General features: G+C 65.0%; 16 protein-coding genes. 10 read left to right on the top strand and 6 right to left on the bottom strand.

Annotated features, from left to right (window positions below):
• Nucleotides 1-116: 116 nt before the first annotated feature.
• Nucleotides 117-1,589 (bottom strand): YdgA family protein, encoded by a 1,473-nt coding sequence (locus MHZ91_RS18145; RefSeq protein ID WP_239215051.1) that lies wholly within the window; start codon nucleotides 1,587-1,589, stop codon nucleotides 117-119.
• 304 nt (nucleotides 1,590-1,893) lie between these two features.
• Here MHZ91_RS18145 and MHZ91_RS18140 point away from each other — a divergent pair, with 304 nt between their 5' ends.
• The 4 genes from MHZ91_RS18140 to MHZ91_RS18125 all read left to right on the top strand — a co-directional run bounded on the left by MHZ91_RS18140 (nucleotide 1,894) and on the right by MHZ91_RS18125 (nucleotide 6,537).
• Nucleotides 1,894-3,432 carry a DEAD/DEAH box helicase gene (locus tag MHZ91_RS18140; protein ID WP_191576253.1) on the top strand — a complete coding sequence of 513 codons (1,539 nt, stop codon included), beginning with the start codon at nucleotides 1,894-1,896 and terminating at the stop codon, nucleotides 3,430-3,432.
• A gap of 45 nt (nucleotides 3,433-3,477) precedes the next feature.
• The gene (locus MHZ91_RS18135; protein WP_175123938.1) at nucleotides 3,478-4,107 is read left to right on the top strand and encodes a LysE family translocator; all 630 of its coding nucleotides are present in this window, start codon (nucleotides 3,478-3,480) and stop codon (nucleotides 4,105-4,107) included.
• A gap of 110 nt (nucleotides 4,108-4,217) precedes the next feature.
• A complete protein-coding gene (locus MHZ91_RS18130) occupies nucleotides 4,218-5,825 on the top strand; it encodes a peptide chain release factor 3 (protein WP_056565700.1) in 1,608 nt (535 codons plus the stop codon).
• Nucleotides 5,826-5,862: 37 nt separating this feature from the next.
• A complete protein-coding gene (locus MHZ91_RS18125) occupies nucleotides 5,863-6,537 on the top strand; it encodes a hypothetical protein (RefSeq protein ID WP_056565702.1) in 675 nt (224 codons plus the stop codon).
• A 101-nt stretch (nucleotides 6,538-6,638) separates the two neighbouring features.
• Here MHZ91_RS18125 and bfr read toward each other — a convergent pair whose 3' ends face one another.
• Nucleotides 6,639-7,115, bottom strand: coding sequence for a bacterioferritin (bfr, locus tag MHZ91_RS18120; protein WP_056327755.1), 477 nt, complete (start codon nucleotides 7,113-7,115; stop codon nucleotides 6,639-6,641).
• Between the two features lie 376 nt (nucleotides 7,116-7,491).
• On the bottom strand, nucleotides 7,492-8,403 hold the full coding sequence (locus MHZ91_RS18115) for a DMT family transporter (RefSeq protein WP_239215049.1): 912 nt from the start codon (nucleotides 8,401-8,403) through the stop codon (nucleotides 7,492-7,494).
• Nucleotides 8,404-8,537: 134 nt separating this feature from the next.
• On the opposite strand from MHZ91_RS18115, the gene MHZ91_RS18110 reads away from it, so the two are divergent.
• Nucleotides 8,538-9,401: a LysR substrate-binding domain-containing protein gene (locus tag MHZ91_RS18110; protein WP_239215085.1), complete on the top strand. Its 864-nt coding sequence runs from the start codon at nucleotides 8,538-8,540 to the stop codon at nucleotides 9,399-9,401.
• 29 nt (nucleotides 9,402-9,430) lie between these two features.
• Here MHZ91_RS18110 and MHZ91_RS18105 read toward each other — a convergent pair whose 3' ends face one another.
• Both MHZ91_RS18105 and rpoN read right to left on the bottom strand, forming a co-directional pair.
• Nucleotides 9,431-9,709: a bacterioferritin-associated ferredoxin gene (locus tag MHZ91_RS18105; protein ID WP_056327752.1), complete on the bottom strand. Its 279-nt coding sequence runs from the start codon at nucleotides 9,707-9,709 to the stop codon at nucleotides 9,431-9,433.
• A gap of 121 nt (nucleotides 9,710-9,830) precedes the next feature.
• Nucleotides 9,831-11,282: an RNA polymerase factor sigma-54 gene (gene rpoN / locus MHZ91_RS18100; protein WP_218342390.1), complete on the bottom strand. Its 1,452-nt coding sequence runs from the start codon at nucleotides 11,280-11,282 to the stop codon at nucleotides 9,831-9,833.
• On the opposite strand from rpoN, the gene MHZ91_RS18095 reads away from it, so the two are divergent.
• Both MHZ91_RS18095 and leuA read left to right on the top strand, forming a co-directional pair.
• Nucleotides 11,281-11,919: a hypothetical protein gene (locus MHZ91_RS18095; protein ID WP_175123941.1), complete on the top strand. Its 639-nt coding sequence runs from the start codon at nucleotides 11,281-11,283 to the stop codon at nucleotides 11,917-11,919. The two genes, rpoN and MHZ91_RS18095, sit on opposite strands and share 2 nt — an antisense overlap.
• Nucleotides 11,920-12,364: 445 nt before the next feature.
• Entirely contained in the window at nucleotides 12,365-14,074 is a 1,710-nt protein-coding gene (gene leuA / locus MHZ91_RS18090) for a 2-isopropylmalate synthase (protein WP_239215046.1), read from the top strand.
• Nucleotides 14,075-14,162: 88 nt separating this feature from the next.
• Here the strand turns inward: leuA and MHZ91_RS18085 are convergent, their stop codons facing one another.
• Nucleotides 14,163-15,491 (bottom strand): amidase, encoded by a 1,329-nt coding sequence (locus MHZ91_RS18085; protein ID WP_239215043.1) that lies wholly within the window; start codon nucleotides 15,489-15,491, stop codon nucleotides 14,163-14,165.
• Between the two features lie 319 nt (nucleotides 15,492-15,810).
• On the opposite strand from MHZ91_RS18085, the gene MHZ91_RS18080 reads away from it, so the two are divergent.
• From MHZ91_RS18080 to MHZ91_RS18070, 3 genes are all read left to right on the top strand, one after another.
• Nucleotides 15,811-16,824, top strand: a complete 1,014-nt coding sequence (locus MHZ91_RS18080; RefSeq protein WP_175123944.1) for a LacI family DNA-binding transcriptional regulator — start codon at nucleotides 15,811-15,813, stop codon at nucleotides 16,822-16,824.
• 37 nt (nucleotides 16,825-16,861) lie between these two features.
• Nucleotides 16,862-17,659, top strand: coding sequence for a phosphodiesterase (locus MHZ91_RS18075; RefSeq protein ID WP_175123945.1), 798 nt, complete (start codon nucleotides 16,862-16,864; stop codon nucleotides 17,657-17,659).
• 115 nt (nucleotides 17,660-17,774) lie between these two features.
• Nucleotides 17,775-18,830: an ABC transporter ATP-binding protein gene (locus MHZ91_RS18070; protein WP_239215040.1), complete on the top strand. Its 1,056-nt coding sequence runs from the start codon at nucleotides 17,775-17,777 to the stop codon at nucleotides 18,828-18,830.
• Nucleotides 18,831-18,858: the final 28 nt, after the last annotated feature.

The following is an 18,858-nucleotide window of genomic DNA, read 5'->3' as shown; positions in this document are numbered from 1 at the left end:
GAGATACGCCGTGATTGCCGCAAGGGGCGATCATAAAGAAAAACGGGCTGTCGCAAGGACAGCCCGTCGCGGGCGACGCCGAGAAGATCGCGGCGTGCCGATCGTGCTACGGCAGCTTAGCGCATGCCGCCCAGCACGCCGCCCATCGCCATCATCAGGAACTGCTGCAGCGGCATCTTCTTGCCGTTGAAGTCGACCTGGCCGTCGGCGTAGTTCAGGTACGAGACGATATTGTTGTTTTCGATCTTGCCCAGGCCCATTGCCGTGGCCATGGTGCCGACCATTTCAACCTGACCCTTGGCGGTCTGCGCGGCCTGTTCGGCCGCCACACCGCGCATTTGCGGTTCGATGGCCATCAGGTCCGCCAGGTTGCCCTTGGACAGCACGAGCTTGGCATCCAGCTTCTTCAGGGCCTTCACCGCCATGTCGGACGCGTCGCCTTCCAGCTGGGCCGGCTTGACCAGCGCCATGTCCAGGTTGAACGTCGACGTACCGTTAGCGGTGCGCACTTCCAGCGGCGCGACGGCCAGCGTCGGGTTGCCGGCCAGCAGTTGCTCGACGTTGGTCTGGATCGCAGCCTTTTCTTCGTCCGTGAATTGCGGCGTCTGCTCTTCGCCCTTGCTTTGCAGCATACGGCGCGAGGCGGCCTCATAGATGTCGTTCAGCGACTTCAGCGCCTTGGAGTCCATGTTCTGCGCGTCGATGACCAGCTTCAGGCCGGCCATGTCCTTGGCCTGCACGTTGATCATGCCGAAGTCGACGGCCATCTTGGCGCCCATGGCCGCACCGTTCTCGGTCATGTCCACGGCGATCGACGTGTCCTTGAGCTGGACGGGCGGCTTTTCGCGCGACGTGATCGTCCAGTCCTTGAGCGTCACCTTCTGGCTGCCCACGTACATTTCGTTGGCGGCCGGCTTCAGGTCGCTGGTCAGGGTGATGCCCTTGACCGCCATGGCGGTGATGTCGCTGTTGTCGGACGGGCCCGACAGCTCCAGGCTGTCGACGACCACGTCGAAGATGCCGCGCTTGGTGGAAGTGGCGTAATCGAAGTCGCCCTTCATGCCCGAGAACACGAGCTTGGTGGTGTCCTTGGCGACTTCGACCGGGGCCATGTTGAACGTGCCGGTGATGTCCTTGCCGTAGCTGACGCTGTAGTGGCCCGACAGCGGCACCGCGCCCTTGGCGGCGGCGAACCACTCCTTGACCGTCTCGCTTTCTTCCAGCGCGAAGTCGCTGGCCACCATGGCCGGCATGAACTTGCCCGACTTCAGGTTGGAGAGCGGCAGGGGGCCGTGGCTCAGGTGCTCGATGAAGACCACGTCGCGCTCTTGCGCGGGCTTGCCTTCGGCGGCGGGCGTGGTGAACTTGATGCGGTAGCGGGACGTCGAGGTGAAGACGCCGCGGTCGAACGAGACCAGCTCGGCGACGGCATTGATGCCCCATTTGTCGGCGACCTTCTTGAGCTCGACGTTCGAGTCCTCGATGGCCTGCTTGACGAATGCTTCGGCCTTTTGGCCCGTGTACCAAGCCGTGCCGGTCCAGACCGCGCCCAGCGCGACGACGATGCCAACCAATGCCGATTTCTTCATTGCATCCCTTTTATTTTGAATAGATGAAAGCCGACGGATTATAGGGAGGGCCGACTAGGGAAAACACTTATTTTGTTCTAATTTAATTCAAAATATTGCTGAATGATTCTATAGAGACCTTTTGAGCGCTTGCTGCGCCGCCACATCAGCTACAATCCGTTCCGTGCGCCAAGCCAATCTGCGCACGTCCGCTCGGCCCTTCGCCGCCAAGCTTCGCCCTGATGGGCGCTTCCCCTTTTCTCCTTATTCGACCGCCTGGATTGGAGTCTCTCAAATAGAGCGACAGGCTGCCGCTGGAGCTGTTTTGACTACCACTTCCCCTTTCGCCGACCTCGGGCTGGCTGATTCGCTGTTGCGCGCCATTGCCGACACCGGCTACACCGCGCCCACGCCCATTCAAGCCCAGGCCATTCCCCAAGTGCTGAAAGGCGGCGACCTGCTTGCAGCCGCCCAGACCGGCACCGGCAAGACCGCCGGTTTCACGCTGCCGATCCTGCACCTGCTGTCGCAGAAAAAGCCCGAGGCCCGCAAGCCCGGCCGCCCCCGTTGCCTGATCCTGACCCCGACGCGTGAACTGACCGCGCAGGTCGCCGAATCGGTGCAAACCTATGGCAAGTACACCTCGCTGACGTCCATGGTGATGTTCGGCGGCGTCAACATTAACCCCCAGATCTCCGCGCTGCGCAAGCCGCTGGACATCCTGGTCGCCACCCCCGGCCGCCTGCTGGACCATTGCGGCCAGAAGACGGTCGACCTGTCGGGCGTCGAAATCCTGGTGCTGGACGAAGCCGACCGCATGCTGGACATGGGCTTCATCCGCGACATCCGCAAGATTCTCGCGCTGCTGCCCAAGCAACGTCAGAACCTGCTGTTCTCGGCCACGTTCTCCGACGAGATCCGCACCCTGGCGCGCGGCGTGCTGAACAATCCGGGCGAAGTCTCGGTCACCCCGCGCAACACCGCCACCGAGCTGGTCACGCAGACGGTGCACATCGTCGAGCAACACCACAAGCGCGACCTGATCAGCCACATCATCCGTGAAAGCGGCTGGCACCAGGTGTTGGTCTTCACGCGCACCAAGCACGGCGCCAACCGCCTGGCCGAAAAGCTCGTGAAGGACGGCCTGACCGCCGCCGCCATCCACGGCAACAAGAGTCAATCGGCCCGCACACGCGCGCTGGCCGGCTTCAAGGACAGCAGCGTGACCGTGCTGGTCGCCACCGACATCGCCGCCCGAGGCCTGGACATCGACCAGTTGCCGCAGGTCGTGAACTTCGAGCTGCCCAACGTGCCGGAAGACTACGTCCACCGCATCGGCCGCACGGGCCGCGCGGGCGCCACCGGCGCCGCGGTCTCGCTGGTCGACAACAGCGAAATCAAGCTGCTCAAGGACATCGAGCGCCTCATCAAGAAGACGATCGAACGCAAGCCCGTGGAAGGCTGGACACCGCCCGCCACCAGCGCAGCCGCCTTCGAACGCCAGGAACGCGACGAAGACTCGCGCAGCATGCGCGGCGGTCCCCGTAATGGCGGCCGCGGCGGCAACGGCGGCTCGGGCCGCTCCTCGCGTCCTGCCCAAGGCCAGCCTCGCGCAGCGGCAGGCGGCCGTGCCCCCGCACCGGCCCGCGCCGGCGAAGGCCGTGGCAACGGCGGTTCGCGCGATGGCAAGCCCGCCGACCGTCCGGCTCACGCCGGCCGCAACGAGGGCCGTCCGCAACAGAATCGCCGTCCCGAAGGGTCGTCGCGTCCGGCCGGCAATGCTGGTTCGGGCCGCCCGGCCGAGGGACGCGCCGGCCAAGGCCGTCCGAGCGGCGCGCCGCGTGCCGCGTTGCTGAGCAAGTAATATCTCCTGCAACCCCGACACTGCGATCCACGGACCCGCGCCATCATGCCCTTATCCACCTGGTTGACGTTCTTCCTGGCCTCCTGGGCCATTTCGTTCTCACCGGGCGCCGGCGCCATCTCGGCCATGTCGTCCGGCCTGAAATACGGCTTTGCGCGCGGCTACTGGAACACGGCAGGCCTGATCCTGGGCATCCTGTTCCAGTTCGTCGTGGTCGCCGTGGGGTTGGGCGCCGTGCTGGCGACGTCGGAAATGGCGTTCAACGTGGTCAAGTACCTGGGCGTTGCCTACCTGATCTACCTGGGCGTGCGCCAGATCCGCACGGATGCCGCGCCGGTCGCGGTGGATGCCGGCGATCCGCGTCAGGCGTCCATTCGTGACCTGGTCCTGCGCGGGTTCCTGATCAACACCATGAACCCCAAGGGCACCGTGTTCCTGCTGGCCGTGGTGCCGCAGTTCGTGGATCCGGCGCTGTCGCTGACGCCGCAGTATGCGGCCTTGGCGGCCACGCTGGCGTTCACCGACCTGGTGGCGATGGGCGTGTACACGCTGCTGGCGGCGCGCGTATTGCGCCTCTTGCGCGACGCCAAGCACATCCGCTGGATGAACCGCACCTTCGGGTCGCTCTTCATCCTGGCCGGCGTGTTCCTGGCAACCTTCCGCCGCCACAACTGAAATTAAAAGCGTGGGGCACGGGCCGGCAACGGCGCGTGCCCCACATGTTTTCGTGCATGACACCGGACCGCACCGGCCTGAAAAGCGGCGTTAAGTAGAATCCTCCGATCATGAGCATTTCCAACGAAGTCGCACGGCGCCGTACGTTCGCCATCATTTCCCACCCTGACGCGGGCAAGACCACGCTGACGGAAAAGCTGCTGCTGTTCGCAGGCGCCATTCAGATCGCCGGCAGCGTCAAGGCGCGCAAGGCGTCGCGCCATGCCTCGTCCGACTGGATGGAAATCGAAAAGCAGCGCGGCATTTCCGTGGCGTCCTCGGTGATGCAGATGGAGTACCGCGACTGCGTCATCAACCTGCTCGACACCCCGGGCCACCAGGACTTCTCCGAAGACACGTATCGCGTGCTGACGGCGGTGGACGCCGCGCTGATGGTGATTGACGCGGCCAACGGCGTCGAGCCGCAGACCATCCGCCTGCTGCAGGTCTGCCGCGCACGCAACACGCCGATCATCACGTTCATCAACAAGATGGACCGCGAAGTGCGCGAGCCGCTGGAACTGCTGTCCGAAATCGAAGGCCACCTGGGCATGGACGCCGTGCCGTTCTCGTGGCCGGTGGGCATGGGCAAGTCGTTCGGCGGCGTGTTCGACATCCGCCGCGACCGCATGCGCGTGTTCCGTCCCGGCCAGGAGCGCCGTTCCGACAACGACGACTTCATCGAAGGCCTGACCAACCCCGAGATCGCCAAGCGCTTCGGCGGGGCGTTCGACCAGGCCAGCGGCGAGATCGAGCTCATCAACGAAGCCGCGCCCGCCTTCGACCGCGACCAGTTCCTGGCCGGCAAGCAGACGCCCGTGTTCTTTGGTTCGGCCATCAACAACTTCGGCGTGCAGGAAGTGCTGGACGCCCTGGTCGATCAGGCGCCGCCCCCGGGCGCGCGCATGGCGCTGCAACGCGAAGTGAAGCCCGAAGAGCCCAAGTTCACCGGCGTGGTGTTCAAGGTGCAGGCCAACATGGACCCCGCCCACCGCGACCGCGTCGCCTTCGTGCGCGTGAGCTCCGGCCGCTTTGAGCGCGGCATGCGCCTGAAGGTCGCGCGCACCAACAAGGAAATGCGCCCCAACAACGTGGTGTCCTTCCTGTCGCAACGCCGCGAACTGCTGGACGAAGCCTATGCGGGCGACGTCATCGGCATTCCGAACCACGGCGTGCTGCAACTGGGCGACGTGCTGACCGAAGGCGAGACGCTGCAGTTCACGGGCCTGCCGTTCTTCGCGCCGGAACTGTTCCAGGCGGTCGAAGTGAAAGACCCGCTGCGCACGAAGCAATTGCGCACCGGCCTCACCCAATTGGGCGAGGAAGGGGCCATTCAGGTGTTCCGTCCCGAGGTCGCCGGCGGCTCGCTGCTGCTGGGCGCGGTCGGCCAACTGCAGTTCGAAGTGGTCGCGCACCGCCTGAAGACGGAGTACGGCGTGGATGCCCGGATGCTGCCTTCGCGCTACACAATGGCACGTTGGATTACGTCTGAAAACCCCAAGGCGCTGCGCAAGTTCATGGATGCCAATGCCGCCCATATCGCCTATGATGTCGTCGATGCTGCGGCGTTTTTGATCGGTTCTCCCGCGCAGTTGCGCGTCGCCGAGGAACTGTATCCCGATGTGAAATTCCACGCCATGCGGGAGCACGGCGGCAAGGTTTTCGGAGACAAGGCGTAGACCCGTTCGGGTTCCGCACGGCAGATTGAGGGTAGCAATGTCTTGGCGTTTTTTATTCGCAACGCTCCTTATCGCGCTCGGCGCGTCGGCATGGGGCGGAATTCAACTGGGTGACTGGCTGGTGGCGCATGCGCCGGCGGCCGCGCCCGCTCCTGGGCAGGACGCAGCCGCGTCCCAGCAGCCCGTGCTGGACGCCAATGGCCGTCCGTACGTGGCGCAGCCGCCGCAGCCGCGCATCGACGGCACGTTGGGCGTGCCCGACAAACCGTCCGATCGCGAATGGCAGGTCAACACGGTGTCGCTGTTCGACACCGTCAGCGATCCCGCCGTCCAGATCTCGCGTGAACGCATCAGCCCCGAACAGGCCCGCGAAATCGCCGCCTCGTCTCAGGTGCCGCTGCCGTCGGGCAATTCCGACGTCAGCACGATGGACCTGCTGGTGCCCGGCACCTCCACCGCCATCAACGGTGGTGTAGCCGCTGGCGGCAGCTACGGCACGCCGCAGATGGTGCAGGCGCCCCCGCCGCCGCCCAACACCGCGCCGGCAGCCGGCGCGCAAGGCTGGCAGGACGCGCTGCGGCGCGAACTGGCCCAATGCGCCACGCAAGGCTTCTTCGAACGCCCCTCGTGTTCCTGGAACGCCCGCAACAAATACTGCGCGCCGAACCGCGCCTGGGGCACGATGGCCGAATGCCCGGCCCGTCCGCAGTAAGACGTCTGCCATAAAGACGTCACATCGCCACCTGCACGTGCAGGGGCAAGACAAGAAAAATGGCGCCCCGCGGGGCGCCATTTCTTTTGCAGCCAGCGGCCTTATTCAGGCACGGACATCTGGCTTTGCAGGTAGTTCTGGATGCCGACCTTGTCGATCAGGTCGATCTGGGTTTCCAGATAGTCGATGTGCTCTTCGGTGTCGTCCAGGATGTCCTGGAACAGATCGCGCGACACGTAGTCCCGCACCGATTCGCAATACGCAATGGCTTCCTTGACGGTCGCCTGAGCGGCCGTTTCCAGCTTCAGATCACAGGCCAGCAGTTCCGGCACGTCTTCGCCGATCAGCAGCTTGTGCAGGTCTTGAAGGTTGGGCAGGCCGTCCAGCATGAAGATGCGGGCGATCAGACGATCGGCATGCTTCATTTCGCCGATGGATTCTTCGTACTCGTGCTTGCCCAGCTTGTCGAAGCCCCAATGGTTCAGCATGCGGGCATGCAGGAAATATTGGTTGATGGCCGTCAGTTCGTTGGTCAGTTGCTTGTTGAGAAACTGGATGACGGTTTTGTCGCCTTTCATGATGGACTCCTTGCAGTCAGGCGCGACGCGAGCGCATCGCGACAAAGGAGCGCACGATGCCGCGCGTACGCAACCCATGCAGACTACCATTGGCCGCAGGGCCGCGCCTAGCCTTGCTCTGCATTTGGTAAACGGCTTTAGGAGCGCAACAAGAAAGCGACAAGCTAATGAGAATGAGTATGTGTGTCTGAGGCCTTGCATGCGTGGCGACGCAACGGCGCGGGCTGCAGACGCGAGTCGCGCTGAAATGGCTTCGCGATTGTCCCCATATATGTTGCGCGGCGGCCCCTGCGCCGCGTCATTCTGCGCTGCCAACGCGTCACGCCGGCTCGTTGCATATCAGCAACCGGATGAGGACGCGTTGACCGTCCTCAATTCACGCGGTGCGCCGCGTCGCAAGCCAGATGCCAAATGCGATGGGCACGATGCCCAGCAGGTCCAGCCACGAGACGGGCTCACGAAGCACCACCCAACCGAACAACAGGCCCAGCGGCGGCATCAGAAAATGCAGTGCGCTGGCCGAGGTGGCGCTGGCGCGGCCTAGGATCATGAACCACAGGTAATAACCGCCCATCGACACCGCGACGATCATGTAGGCCATGCTCCAGATCAGGCTGGACGTCAGACGCGCATCGCCGAGGCTTTCCGTGGCCAGGGCGAACGGCAGCAATGCCGCGGCGCCTGCCAGCGACTGGATGCCCGTCGACGTCCACAGACCGGAGGTGGGCTTGAGCATCTTGTAGAGCAGGGTGCCGGCCACCAACGCAATCAGGCCCCCGGTCACAAGCAGCGTGCCGTGCAGGTCTTCCTGCATGCCGGTCAACCGCGATCGCAACACCAGCGCCACGCCCGCCAACCCCAGGCACAGCCCCAGCAGTTTGCGCCAGCTCAGCCGCTCACCCAGCAACGGACCCGCCAGCACGCCGATGAGCAGCGGGTTGGTGCTGATGAGCACAGCGGTGAATGCCGACGACACGGTGGTCATGCCCGACCAGCTCAAGCCCAGGTACAGCGCGTTGTTGAGCGCCCCCAGCAGGACCAGCGCGGCCAGGTCGCGGCCCGAAGGCAGCTTCCAGCGACCGCTGGCCGCCGCCAGGCCCAGCATCAACGCGCCCGCGATCAGGAACCGGATCGTCAGCAGGGTCAGCGGCGGACAGTCGCGCACGGCGATCTTGGCCGCGGCAAACGCCGAACTCCATAGAAAGCAGAACGCGGCGATCGGCAGGAGGCTGATGCCCGGGCTGTCGGATGCGGGCAAGGCAGGGGCAGGGGTCGAAAGGGCCTTCATGGTTGATCCGGCTTCGTAGATCTGCAACCGCATGCGCGGCGGGATGGGAGGCATTCTGCGCGCCGGGCCATCCATTGACAAACTCTTTATTCGGATCGAAAGTATTTGAAATTCGAATGCTTGAAGGCGCCGTCATGCTCGATCTCGATCTCCTGCACAGCTTTGTCTCGGTCGTGGACGCTGGCGGCTTCACCGCCGCGGGCGAACGCGTGCACCGCAGCCAGTCCACCGTCAGCCAACAGATCCGCAAGCTGGAAGAGACGCTGGAATGCCCGCTCTTCCTGCGCGAAGGCCGGCAGGTCCAGCTAACCGAAGAAGGCGAACGCCTTCTGGGCTATGCGCGGCGGATGCTGGCGTTATCCACCGAGGTCCGTGAGGCCGTCAGCGGCCGCAAGCGCGTGGACGTGATCCGCCTGGGCATTCCGGACGACTTTGCGGTGGACGCGCTGACTGCCGTCGTCGCCGCCTTCGCCAGAACGAGGCCCGCGGTGCAGCTGTCGGTGCGTTGTGACCTGACGGCGGTCCTGACGCGAAGCCTGGAGCGGGGGGATCTGGACGTGGCGCTGCTCAAGCGCGAGCCCGGCGCGGGCACGGCGCTGGCCGCGTGGCCCGAGCGGCTGCACTGGATCGGCAGCGCGTCAATGCAGGCGCCGCTGACGCCGGAGGCGCCCGTGCCGCTAGTGGCGTTTCCGCAGGGCTGCATCTACCGCAACCGCGCCATCCATGCGCTGGAGGCCGCCGGACGCCGCTGGCGCATCGCCTACGAAAGCCCGAACCTGTCGGGCGTGCAGGCCGCGCTGGCGGGCGGGCTGGGAATCGCGCTGCTGGAACGCCGCTGCATCGCGGCCGGGCACAGTATCCTGGACGTGGGCCTGCCCGCCGTCCCGCCGTCCGAATTGGCGCTATGCGTGGCCGGCAACGCGCGCGAAGCGGCACGTCAACTGGCGATGGATATCAGGGAATTTTGCGAGAAGGAAATGACGCGGCTCGCCGCATGAAGGCAGCGAGCCGGAATTGACACCAATGCTCAGGCGATGGCGACCAGCGGAATCGGGAAGCTGCTGTTGGCAGCCGGCGTGTCCGATTCGACGAGGGCGGGAGCATTGACCGGAACTGCGATGGAGCGCACGTCGCACACGCTGGAGCAGCGGCCGCCCGGCAGGTATTCGGCGGCGGTTGCCGCGCAGCAGCCGCAGCACGTGGCCACGCCCAGCTCGAACTGCAGGTCGGAAAGCGTCGTCGCGCCCGCGTCCACGCTGGCGCGGACTTGGCGTTCGGTGATGGCATTACATACGCAAATGTACATGCGAATGATTATCGAAAATTATTTAGGCCCTGGCAAGCCCTGTGCGCAAATAATTTTGCAACCGAAGTGTCACGCAAGCCATTGAAAATAGGGACAATTTTGCCGAAGCTTGTCCCTATTTTCAACGCGCCGCGGCTTGCGCCTTGCGCAGCGCGGCCGGGGCAATCCGCAGCGCTTCGCGGTACTTTGCCACCGTCCGGCGGGCGATCACTATCCCCTGATCGGCCAGTTTTTGCATGATCTGGCTGTCCGACAACGGCTTGGCGCGATTCTCGTCGGCCACCATCTGGCGGATGTAGGTCTGCACCGCGGTCGCCGACGTGGCGTCGCCGCCTTCGGTCGAAACGCCCGTGCCGAAGAAGCGCTTGAGCTCCAGAGTGCCGAACGGAGTGAGCATGTACTTCTGCGTCGTGGCGCGCGAAATGGTCGATTCGTGAAGACCGAGTTCGCCGGCGATGTCTTTCAGGATCAGCGGGCGCATGGCCGCCGGGCCCTGGCTGAAGAATGCAGTCTGGCGTTCGACGATGGCCTGCGACACGCGCAGTATGGTGTCGAAACGCTGCTCCACGTTCCGGATCATCCATTTGGCCTGCTGCAATTGCGCCTGCAGCCCGGCGTGCGCGGATTCCTTCTGGTTGCCCAGCATCTGCGCATACAGGCCGTTGATCTGCAAGCGCGGCACCGCGGCGCTGTTGAGCGTGGCCTGCCAGCCACGGCGCGTCTTGCGCACAATGACGTCCGGCACCGCATATTCGGCCGCCGGCACGGTCCACGCCCGTCCGGGGCGGGGCTCCAGGCGCAGGATCAACGCATGCGCCGCGCGGAACGTGGGTTCGTCGCAACCCAGCGCCGCGCATACGCGCGCGGCGTTGCCGGTTGCCAGCAGCGGCAGGTGTTCGGCGCAGATCCGCCGCGCACAGGCCAGCACGGCGGGATCGGCCGCCTCGGGCAGCCGGCCGAGGTCGGGATTGCGCAACTGCAGGTGCAGGCACTCGGCCATGTCGCGCGCGCCGATACCCACGGGATCGAACGACTGCAGCAGCGACAGCGCCGCGCGCAGCTCGTCCATGTCCGGCTCCATTTCTGCCGGGAGCCAACTAAGAATCTCGTCCAGCGGCGATCCGAGGTAACCGTTTTCGTCCAGTTCGTCGATCAGCAGGGATGCCAGCGCGGCATCGCGCGGCGCCGCCCGGGTCAAGGCAAGCTGGCCCAGCAGGTGCTCGCGCAAGGTGTCCGGACGCGCCGCCTCGGGCAGGCTGGCGTCGTCATCGGGGTACACGCCGCCCGAACCCGGCATCTCGTCGATGGGCGTCTCGCGCTCGGCCGCCGGCTCGTCGTCCTGCACGGAGGACTCGCGTTCGGACTCGGCCCGCGACTCCGCCTCGGCCGACGACGGCTCGTCCTCCCGGTCCAGCAGGGGATTCTCGGCCAGCACTTGCGAGATTTCCGCTTCAAGGTCGAGCGTCGACAGCTGCAACAACCGGATCGATTGTTGAAGTTGTGGGGTCAGCGTCAGGTGCTGGCCAGGCCGCAGTTCTAAAATTGGACGGGTCATAGGTACAATATTTTGCATGATGAATCTGACTTCGCCCGCAAGCGTTCGCCAGGACTGCCGACTGATCGGCCAGACCCTGCTCAAACTGGCGCTTCCCCGACTCGTTTTGCGCGCGATCGTCATCGCTGTCGCGATCGTTGTCTGGTATCTGGTTGCCTCCTGGATACTCGATTTCGGCAAGCGCATGAACTACGACTTCCTGCACACGCTAGGCCAGCCCACCCAGGACATGGCGCAGCGGATCAATCCCTACCTCTGGTGGGTGGTTGCCGGCATCTGGACCCTGATCGTCTTCTTTTCGGTGCGCGCCTGGTTCTACGCCAGCCTGGCCTCGGGTGCCGCGACGCCGGTCGGCACGGATACGCTGGCCGAACTGGCGCCCAATCTGTCTGAAGAATCGCTAGGCGTGCTGCGCTGGACCTGGGGCGACCGCCAGGAACCCTTCACCGTCGGCGACCTGCGCCGCTCGCTGTCGGAATTGCGCCACAACCGCATTGGCAAGATCGACATGGTGGCCGAGCAGGCCCGGATCCTGGAAGCGGGCGCCAACCGTCCCGGCCGCGATCCGCGCGACGACGGCCGGCGTGACGACGTCCGCCGCGACGCGCCGCGCGAACCGCGCTATGTCGAACCCCGCATCGGCCCGGCCCGCTAGGCCGCATCCAGCACTGCCAAAAGGCCGCCGCAAGGCGGCCTTGCTGTTTCCAAAGGCCCATTCGTCAGCCTTCGGAAAAGACCACGATCTGATCCGTCCCTTGCTCTTTCCGTTTGCGCTTCCCGAAAAAGTATGTTTGACTAGCACCCCATGGCCGCTTACCGCACCCCCCTCGCGATTGCCACCGGACGCTCCGCCGCTCCGGTCGCCGGCCTGCGCGTTCAATCCTCCTTCATCGCGCTATCGCTATTGCTACCGATCGGTTGCCGGGCCTAGTGTCCCCGTGGTAGCTCGGCAGCCACGTTTGCCACACGCGATTTCCCCTTTTTATCTCTGAATCCTGCCGGCCATCCCGGCAAACCCTGGCACAAGACCGTCATCCGGTTGCGATGCCGACGAGCGCAAAACGCGCCGGGATTCAAAAGAAACCGATCGAGGTGTAGTGATGATGCTTGCCAACCCCGCCACCAAATACGTCCCCTTCGCGCCCTTTACCCGCGATTTCTCCGAACGCACCTGGCCCAGCCGCCGCATCACGAAGGCGCCGATCTGGATGAGCACGGACCTGCGTGACGGCAACCAGGCGCTGATCGAGCCGATGAGCGTGGAACGCAAGGTCCGCTTCTTCGAACAGCTCGTGAAGATCGGCTTCAAGGAAATCGAAGTCGGTTTCCCGTCCGCGTCGCAGACCGACTTCGACTTCGTGCGCAAGCTCATCGACGAGAAGCGCATCCCCGATGACGTGACCATCATCGTGCTGACCCAATCGCGCGAAGACCTGATCAGCCGCACCGTGGAAGCCGCCGCGGGCGCCAAGCAGGCCATCGTCCACATGTACAACGCTTGCGCACCGGCCTTCCGCAAGGTCGTGTTCAACATGTCCAAGGACGAGATCAAGAACATCGCCACGACCGGCACGCGCCTCATCAAGCAGTACACGTCGCAGCGTCCCGAAACCAAGTGGAGCTACGAGTACTCGCCCGAAGTCTTCAGCACGACCGAACCCGAATTCGCGCTGGAAGTCTCGAACGCCGTCGCCGATGTCTGGCAACCCACGCCGGACCACAAGATGGTGCTGAACCTGCCCGCCACCATCGAGGCGACCACGCCCAACCTGTACGCCGACCAGATCGAGTGGATGCACAAGAATCTGGCCCGCCGCGACAGCATCGTGCTCAGCGTCCATCCGCACAATGACCGCGGCACCGCCGTGGCCGCCGCCGAGTTTGCCGTGATGGCCGGCGCCGACCGCATCGAAGGCTGCCTCTTCGGCAGCGGCGAGCGCACCGGCAACGTCGACCTCGTCACGCTGGCGCTCAACCTCTACACGCAAGGCGTGCATCCCGGCCTGGACTTCTCGGACATCGACGAAGTGCGCCGCTGCGCTGAATACTGCAACCAGTTGCCGGTCCATCCGCGTCATCCGTACGCGGGTGACCTGGTCTTTACCGCGTTCTCGGGATCGCACCAGGACGCGATCAAGAAGGGTTTCGCATTGCAAAAGGCCGACGCCGTCTGGGAAGTGCCGTACTTGCCGATCGACCCCGCCGACCTCGGCCGCAGCTACGACGCCGTCATCCGCGTGAATAGCCAATCGGGCAAGGGCGGCGTGTCGTACCTGCTCGAGCAGGAACACGGCCTGGTGTTGCCGCGCCGCTTGCAGATCGAATTCAGCCGCGCCATCCAGCGCGTCACGGACGAAACCGGCCGCGAAGTCACCGCCGACGACGTGCACACGATCTTCAACCGCGAATACCTTGAGCAGAAGGCGCCGTGGAAGCTGATCCGCCATCGCATCGACGGCGATCCGTCGGCCGGTGAAGGCCAGCACTTCAGCATCGAAGCCGAACTTGAATTCAACGGCGAACGCCGCGTCGTGAGCGGCAAGGGCGACGGCGCGATCTCCGCCTTCGTGGCCGCGCTGGATGTGCCCGTGCGCATCATGGACTACCACGAGCACGCCATCGGCACCGGCACCGGCACGCGCGCCGCGTCCTATGTCGAACTGCGCGTCGGCGAATCCGCCACGGGCTTTGGCGTGGGCATCGACCGCGACATCGTGACGGCCTCGTTCCAGGCCGTGCTGAGCGCCGTGAACCGCCACATCAATTCCGGCGCCGTCACCGCCGAACAGGAAGCCGCCGAAGCCGTGTGATCCACGACCAGGCCTGAAGCCCCCGACAACGGGGCATGAAATGAAGCCCGCCTTATCCGGCGGGCTTTTTCATTGCGGGCGATTGCAATCAGCCGCGCGGCCACATGTCGGACGCGCCGATATCCGGCGCATTGGCGGCCAGCAGCCGCGCATGAACCCATGCGCCGATGGCGAGCAGGCGGTGGTCCTGATATCGCGCGCCAACGAGCTGCAAGCCCACCGGCAGGCCCTGCGGGCCGGTCGCGAATGGCAGGTTCAGGCAAGGCAGCCCGAACAGCGTCCAGGCCCGCGAGAACTGCGGATCGCCCGTGCCCAAATCGGCAAACGGCGCCTCGCCGCTGGCGCTGGGGGCAATCAGGACGTCGTATTGGTCGAACCATGTGTCGACCCGCGCGCGCGATTCGGCGGCGCGTTCCAGGTTCTTGATGTGCTGCTCCGCGCTGATCTGCGCGCCGGATTCCAGGATGGCCTGTAGCTTGGGACTGAGCTGCGCCGCATGTTCCACGCGTTCGTACGCCAGCGCCTGCGAGGCCTCGAACGCCATGATGTCCGAATGCAGCTGCACCAGCACGCAATGCTCCGGCGGCAGCGGCACTTCTTCGACCTTGGCGCCCGCCCGCGACAGGATCGCCGCGGCCTGCGCGAAGGCCTCTTTGGTTTCGGGCTGCGCATGGCGCCATTGCAGGCTGCGATACATGCCCACGCGCGGCGCGTCGTGATAGGACAGATCCAGCATGCGCGGATCGCGCATCAATACCGACGAGAACAGCGCCACGTCTTCCACCGAGCGCGCGAATCCGCCCACCGTATCCAGCGATTCGGCCAGGCTTTTCACGCCGGCGCGGGAGATCCCGCCGAACGTGGGCTTGAAGCCGACCACGCCGCAATAGGACGCGGGCCGGATGATGGAACCCGCGGTCTGCGAACCCAGCGCAAAAGGCACCATGTCGTCGGCCACCGCAGCGGCCGAGCCGCTGGACGAGCCGCCGGGCGTGTAGGCCTCGTTGCGCGGATTGCGGGTTGGGCCGGCCTGGTAGGTGGCGAATTCGGTGGTGACGGTCTTGCCGATGACGATGGCGCCCGCGCCACGGCACAGCGCCACCGAGGCGGCGTCCAGTCCGGGATGATGGCGGTCGTAGATGGGAGACCCGTAGCGGGTGGGCAGGTCGGCGGTATCGAACAGGTCTTTCACGCCGATGGGCAGGCCGTGCAGCGGACCGCGCAGCGCGCCGCGGTCGAGGGTTTCGGCGTGGTCGAGCGCAACCTGCTTCTGCAGGGCCGTCCAGGCATGAACGGTGTTCTCGCGCTGTTCGATGCGCGCGAAGCAGGCGCGCACCAATTGCACTGCGGTCAATTCACGCCGTTGCAGCTTGCGCGCGGCTTCAACCGCGCCCAGTCTGTTCAAGGCAGTAGACATGATTCTTTCCTCTTTGCCGGTGCCGCGACGAGCGCGGAAAAACATACTGCGCACCCGGTCCCCTTGACCGAGGGTATGCCCGGCGTGGCTGCCTGCCTGTGAAAGCAAGCGTCATGCCCGGCACACCGACCCCGCCGTTGTGCGTGTTGCGTCAATTGGGAAAAACACCGAAAGAACGGGGTTTCCGCCGGATAACGCGCTGCGCCATGGCTTTGTGTTGTTGCGTTCGCACCAGCATAGCGCAAACCCGTGCAATACAAAGTTCATATTCCTCAAGTAAAGTGAAATCGTTTTCAGCAAACTTGCAGCGATTCCATCAATGGCTACGCGCCCGTCGCCCCGCTTTTCCATCATCGAAGTGGCTCGCAAGGCGGGAGTGTCGCCGGCGACGGTGTCGCGCGCGTTCAACCAGCCGGAGATCGTGCATCCCGACACGCTGGCGCACATCCGCAACATCGCCAAGCGCGCGGGCTTTCGGCCCAACCGCGTGGGCCGCAGCCTGCGTTCGGGCAGCACACGCACCATTGGGTTGATCCTGCCCACGCTATCGAATCCCGTGTTTGCCGAGTGCTTCGAAGGCGCCGAACGCCGCGCCCGTGAGTCGGGCTACAGCGTCATGCTGACCGCCACGGGCTACGACCCCGCCGTGGAGTCCGCGGCCGTGCAGGGCCTGATCGACCATCAGGTCGACGGCCTCATCCTGACCGTGGCCGACGTCAGCAAGAGCGCCACGCTGGACGACCTGGACCGCAGCGGCATTCCTTACGTGCTGGTCTACAACGAATCCAACGATCATCCGTTTGCCTCGGTCGACAATCGCGCCGCGGCAAGCGACATGGTGGCGCATCTGGCCGCGATGGGGCACAAGCGCATCGCGCTGGTAACCGGCCCGCTGACCGCCTCGGACCGCGCGCGCCGTCGCCTGATGGGCGCGCGCGCCAGCGCCAAGAAGCTGGGCCTCGATGCCATCCAGCACATTTCCATGAGTTCACATACCGGCAGCGACGTGGACGCGCTGAAGGCCGCGCTTCGCGGCAAGCAGGCGCCCACGGCGCTCTTCTGTTCCAACGACCTGCTGGCCACCGCCGTCATCGCCGACCTGGTGGGACTGGGGTTGTCGGTGCCCGCCGACATTTCCGTGTGCGGCTTTGACGGCATGCGTTTTGGCGCGTTGCTGACCCCACCGCTGACCACCGTCGCGCAACCCAGCGACGGCATCGGCCAGACCGCGTGCTCGAACCTGCTTGCGCAGATTCATGGCCAGCCACCGCAATCGAACCGCCTGCCGCATTGCATCGTCGTCGGCGGCACTGCGGCATCCGTACGCCGCTAAGCCCGCTATCCACCATTCAGACAACTTCCAGATCGCCATGCTCATCGCACAAATCACCGACCTCCACATGCGCACCCCGGGTGACAAGGCCTACGGCATCATCGATCCCGCGGCGTTTCTGGCGCCGGCGGTGCGCGCCCTGAACGCGCTGACGCCGCGCCCCGACTGCGTGCTGATCACCGGCGACCTGACGGACCTGGGCAAGCCCATCGAATACCAGACGCTGCGTGAACATCTGCAGGCGCTGGAGATTCCGTATTTCCTGCTGCCCGGCAACCACGACGACCGCGCCCAGTTGCGCGCCGCATTTCCGGACCACGCGTATCTGCAGGACGGCGGTCAGTTCGTGCAGTACGCCATCGAGACCTATCCGCTGCGCCTGCTGGCGCTGGACACCGTGGTGCCGATGAAGAGCCATGGCGAACTCTGCCAGACGCGCCTGGATTGGCTGGCAGAGCGCCTGGCCGAACAGCCCGGCCGGCCCACGCTGGTCCTGATGCACCACCCGCCATTCCTGACCGGCATCGAGCACATGGACGACATCGGCCTGCTGGCTGGCGCACCGGAACTGGAACGCATCGTCGCGCGCTATCCCAACGTCGAACGCGTGCTGTGCGGCCACCTCCATCGCACGATCTTCCAGCGCTTTGGCGGCACGATCGCATCGACCTGTCCGGGCACCGCGCACCAGCTTGCGCTGGAACTCGGGCCGCGCCCGACGCTGCAATACATCATGGAACCGCCCGGCTATCAGCTGCATTGGTGGCAGGGCGGCAACCTGGTCACGCATCACGCCGTTATTGGGGATTACCCCGGCCCGTATCCGTTCGGTTGAAGCCGGCGCGGGGAACCCGCGCATTGCCACATATCCGTCATGTTTGCGCTGCACAATGAAAAGGTTTTCATAACAGGCAACAATGCGGATCTAACAATTAGATCTTCGAGACAGCATGTCATCCATCGTTCTGGATAACCTCACCAAACAGTACGCCGGCGCGGCGGCGATCCAAAGCGTGAGCTTCACGGTTCCGGCCGGCAGCTTCACCGTTCTGCTGGGTCCGTCCGGTTGCGGCAAGTCGACGACGCTGCGCATGATCGCCGGCCTGGATACGCCCACGTCGGGCACCATCCGCATCGGCGACCGCGACGTCACGCAACTGCCGCCGGCCAAGCGCCGCATCTCGATGGTGTTCCAGTCGTATGCGCTGTTTCCGCACCTGTCGGTTCGCGAGAACATCCTGTTCGGCCTGAAGGTGCGCAAGGAACCGGCAAAGGACTTCGACCGGCGCTTGAAGCGCGTGGCCGACCTGCTGGGCCTGTCGCACCTGCTGGACCGCAAGCCGTCGCAACTGTCCGGCGGCCAGCAGCAGCGCGTGGCGCTGGGCCGCGCCGTGATTTCCGAAGCGCCGGTCTGCCTGATGGACGAGCCCCTTTCCAACCTGGACGCACAGCTGCGCCACGAGATGCGCCGCGAGATCCGCGCATTGCAGCAGAGCCTGGGCATCACCATGGTCTACGTCACGCACGATCAGACCGAGGCCATGAGCATGGCCGATCAAGTGGTGCTGCTGCGGGGCGGCCAGATCGAACAGCACGACACGCCCGATGGCCTGTATGCGCGTCCGGCCAGCGAGTTCGCGGCGCGCTTCATCGGCACGCCGCCCATGAATTTGATCAACCTGACGCAGCAAGCAGGCGCCACGGTGATCGCCGGCACGCAGGGTCCCGCTATCGCGAATGCGCCCGCGGGCGCCGTAAAGCTGGGCGTGCGTCCTGAACACATCCGCATCGACAGCGACGGCATCGCAGCCACTGTCGAAAGCGTGGAGTACTTCGGCGCGGACTCCATCGTGGTGTGCCGCATCGGCGACACGGGCGGCGTGGCCGTCCGGGTCGGCGGCCATCTGCGCGCAAGCGCAGGTGAGTCGCTGCGCCTGTCCTGGCCGGACGGGCAACAGCATTTCTTCGCCGCCGATTCGGCGGTCATCAACACCGACGGGCGCTAGAAAAAATAGCCCACACACAGGAAAGGAA

The sequence above is a fragment of the Achromobacter sp. ACRQX genome (assembly GCF_022346505.1).
Classification (GTDB): domain Bacteria; phylum Pseudomonadota; class Gammaproteobacteria; order Burkholderiales; family Burkholderiaceae_B; genus Achromobacter; species Achromobacter animicus.
This window is presented reverse-complemented; position numbering and strand designations above follow the sequence as displayed.

Excerpts from the sequence above, each read along its gene's own strand:
- MHZ91_RS18085 (WP_239215043.1), bottom strand. The coding sequence starts at position 15,491 with ATGTCTACTGCCTTGAACAGACTGGGCGCGGTTGAAGCCGCGCGCAAG.
- MHZ91_RS18095 (WP_175123941.1), top strand. The coding sequence starts at position 11,281 with ATGATGAATCTGACTTCGCCCGCAAGCGTTCGCCAGGACTGCCGACTG.
- MHZ91_RS18115 (WP_239215049.1), bottom strand. The coding sequence starts at position 8,403 with ATGAAGGCCCTTTCGACCCCTGCCCCTGCCTTGCCCGCATCCGACAGC.
- MHZ91_RS18105 (WP_056327752.1), bottom strand. The coding sequence starts at position 9,709 with ATGTACATTTGCGTATGTAATGCCATCACCGAACGCCAAGTCCGCGCC.
- MHZ91_RS18135 (WP_175123938.1), top strand. The coding sequence starts at position 3,478 with ATGCCCTTATCCACCTGGTTGACGTTCTTCCTGGCCTCCTGGGCCATT.
- MHZ91_RS18110 (WP_239215085.1), top strand. The coding sequence starts at position 8,538 with ATGCTCGATCTCGATCTCCTGCACAGCTTTGTCTCGGTCGTGGACGCT.
- bfr (WP_056327755.1), bottom strand. The coding sequence starts at position 7,115 with ATGAAAGGCGACAAAACCGTCATCCAGTTTCTCAACAAGCAACTGACC.
- rpoN (WP_218342390.1), bottom strand. The coding sequence starts at position 11,282 with ATGCAAAATATTGTACCTATGACCCGTCCAATTTTAGAACTGCGGCCT.
- MHZ91_RS18145 (WP_239215051.1), bottom strand. The coding sequence starts at position 1,589 with ATGAAGAAATCGGCATTGGTTGGCATCGTCGTCGCGCTGGGCGCGGTC.
- MHZ91_RS18075 (WP_175123945.1), top strand. The coding sequence starts at position 16,862 with ATGCTCATCGCACAAATCACCGACCTCCACATGCGCACCCCGGGTGAC.
- MHZ91_RS18070 (WP_239215040.1), top strand. The coding sequence starts at position 17,775 with ATGTCATCCATCGTTCTGGATAACCTCACCAAACAGTACGCCGGCGCG.
- MHZ91_RS18080 (WP_175123944.1), top strand. The coding sequence starts at position 15,811 with ATGGCTACGCGCCCGTCGCCCCGCTTTTCCATCATCGAAGTGGCTCGC.
- MHZ91_RS18130 (WP_056565700.1), top strand. The coding sequence starts at position 4,218 with ATGAGCATTTCCAACGAAGTCGCACGGCGCCGTACGTTCGCCATCATT.
- leuA (WP_239215046.1), top strand. The coding sequence starts at position 12,365 with ATGATGCTTGCCAACCCCGCCACCAAATACGTCCCCTTCGCGCCCTTT.
- MHZ91_RS18125 (WP_056565702.1), top strand. The coding sequence starts at position 5,863 with ATGTCTTGGCGTTTTTTATTCGCAACGCTCCTTATCGCGCTCGGCGCG.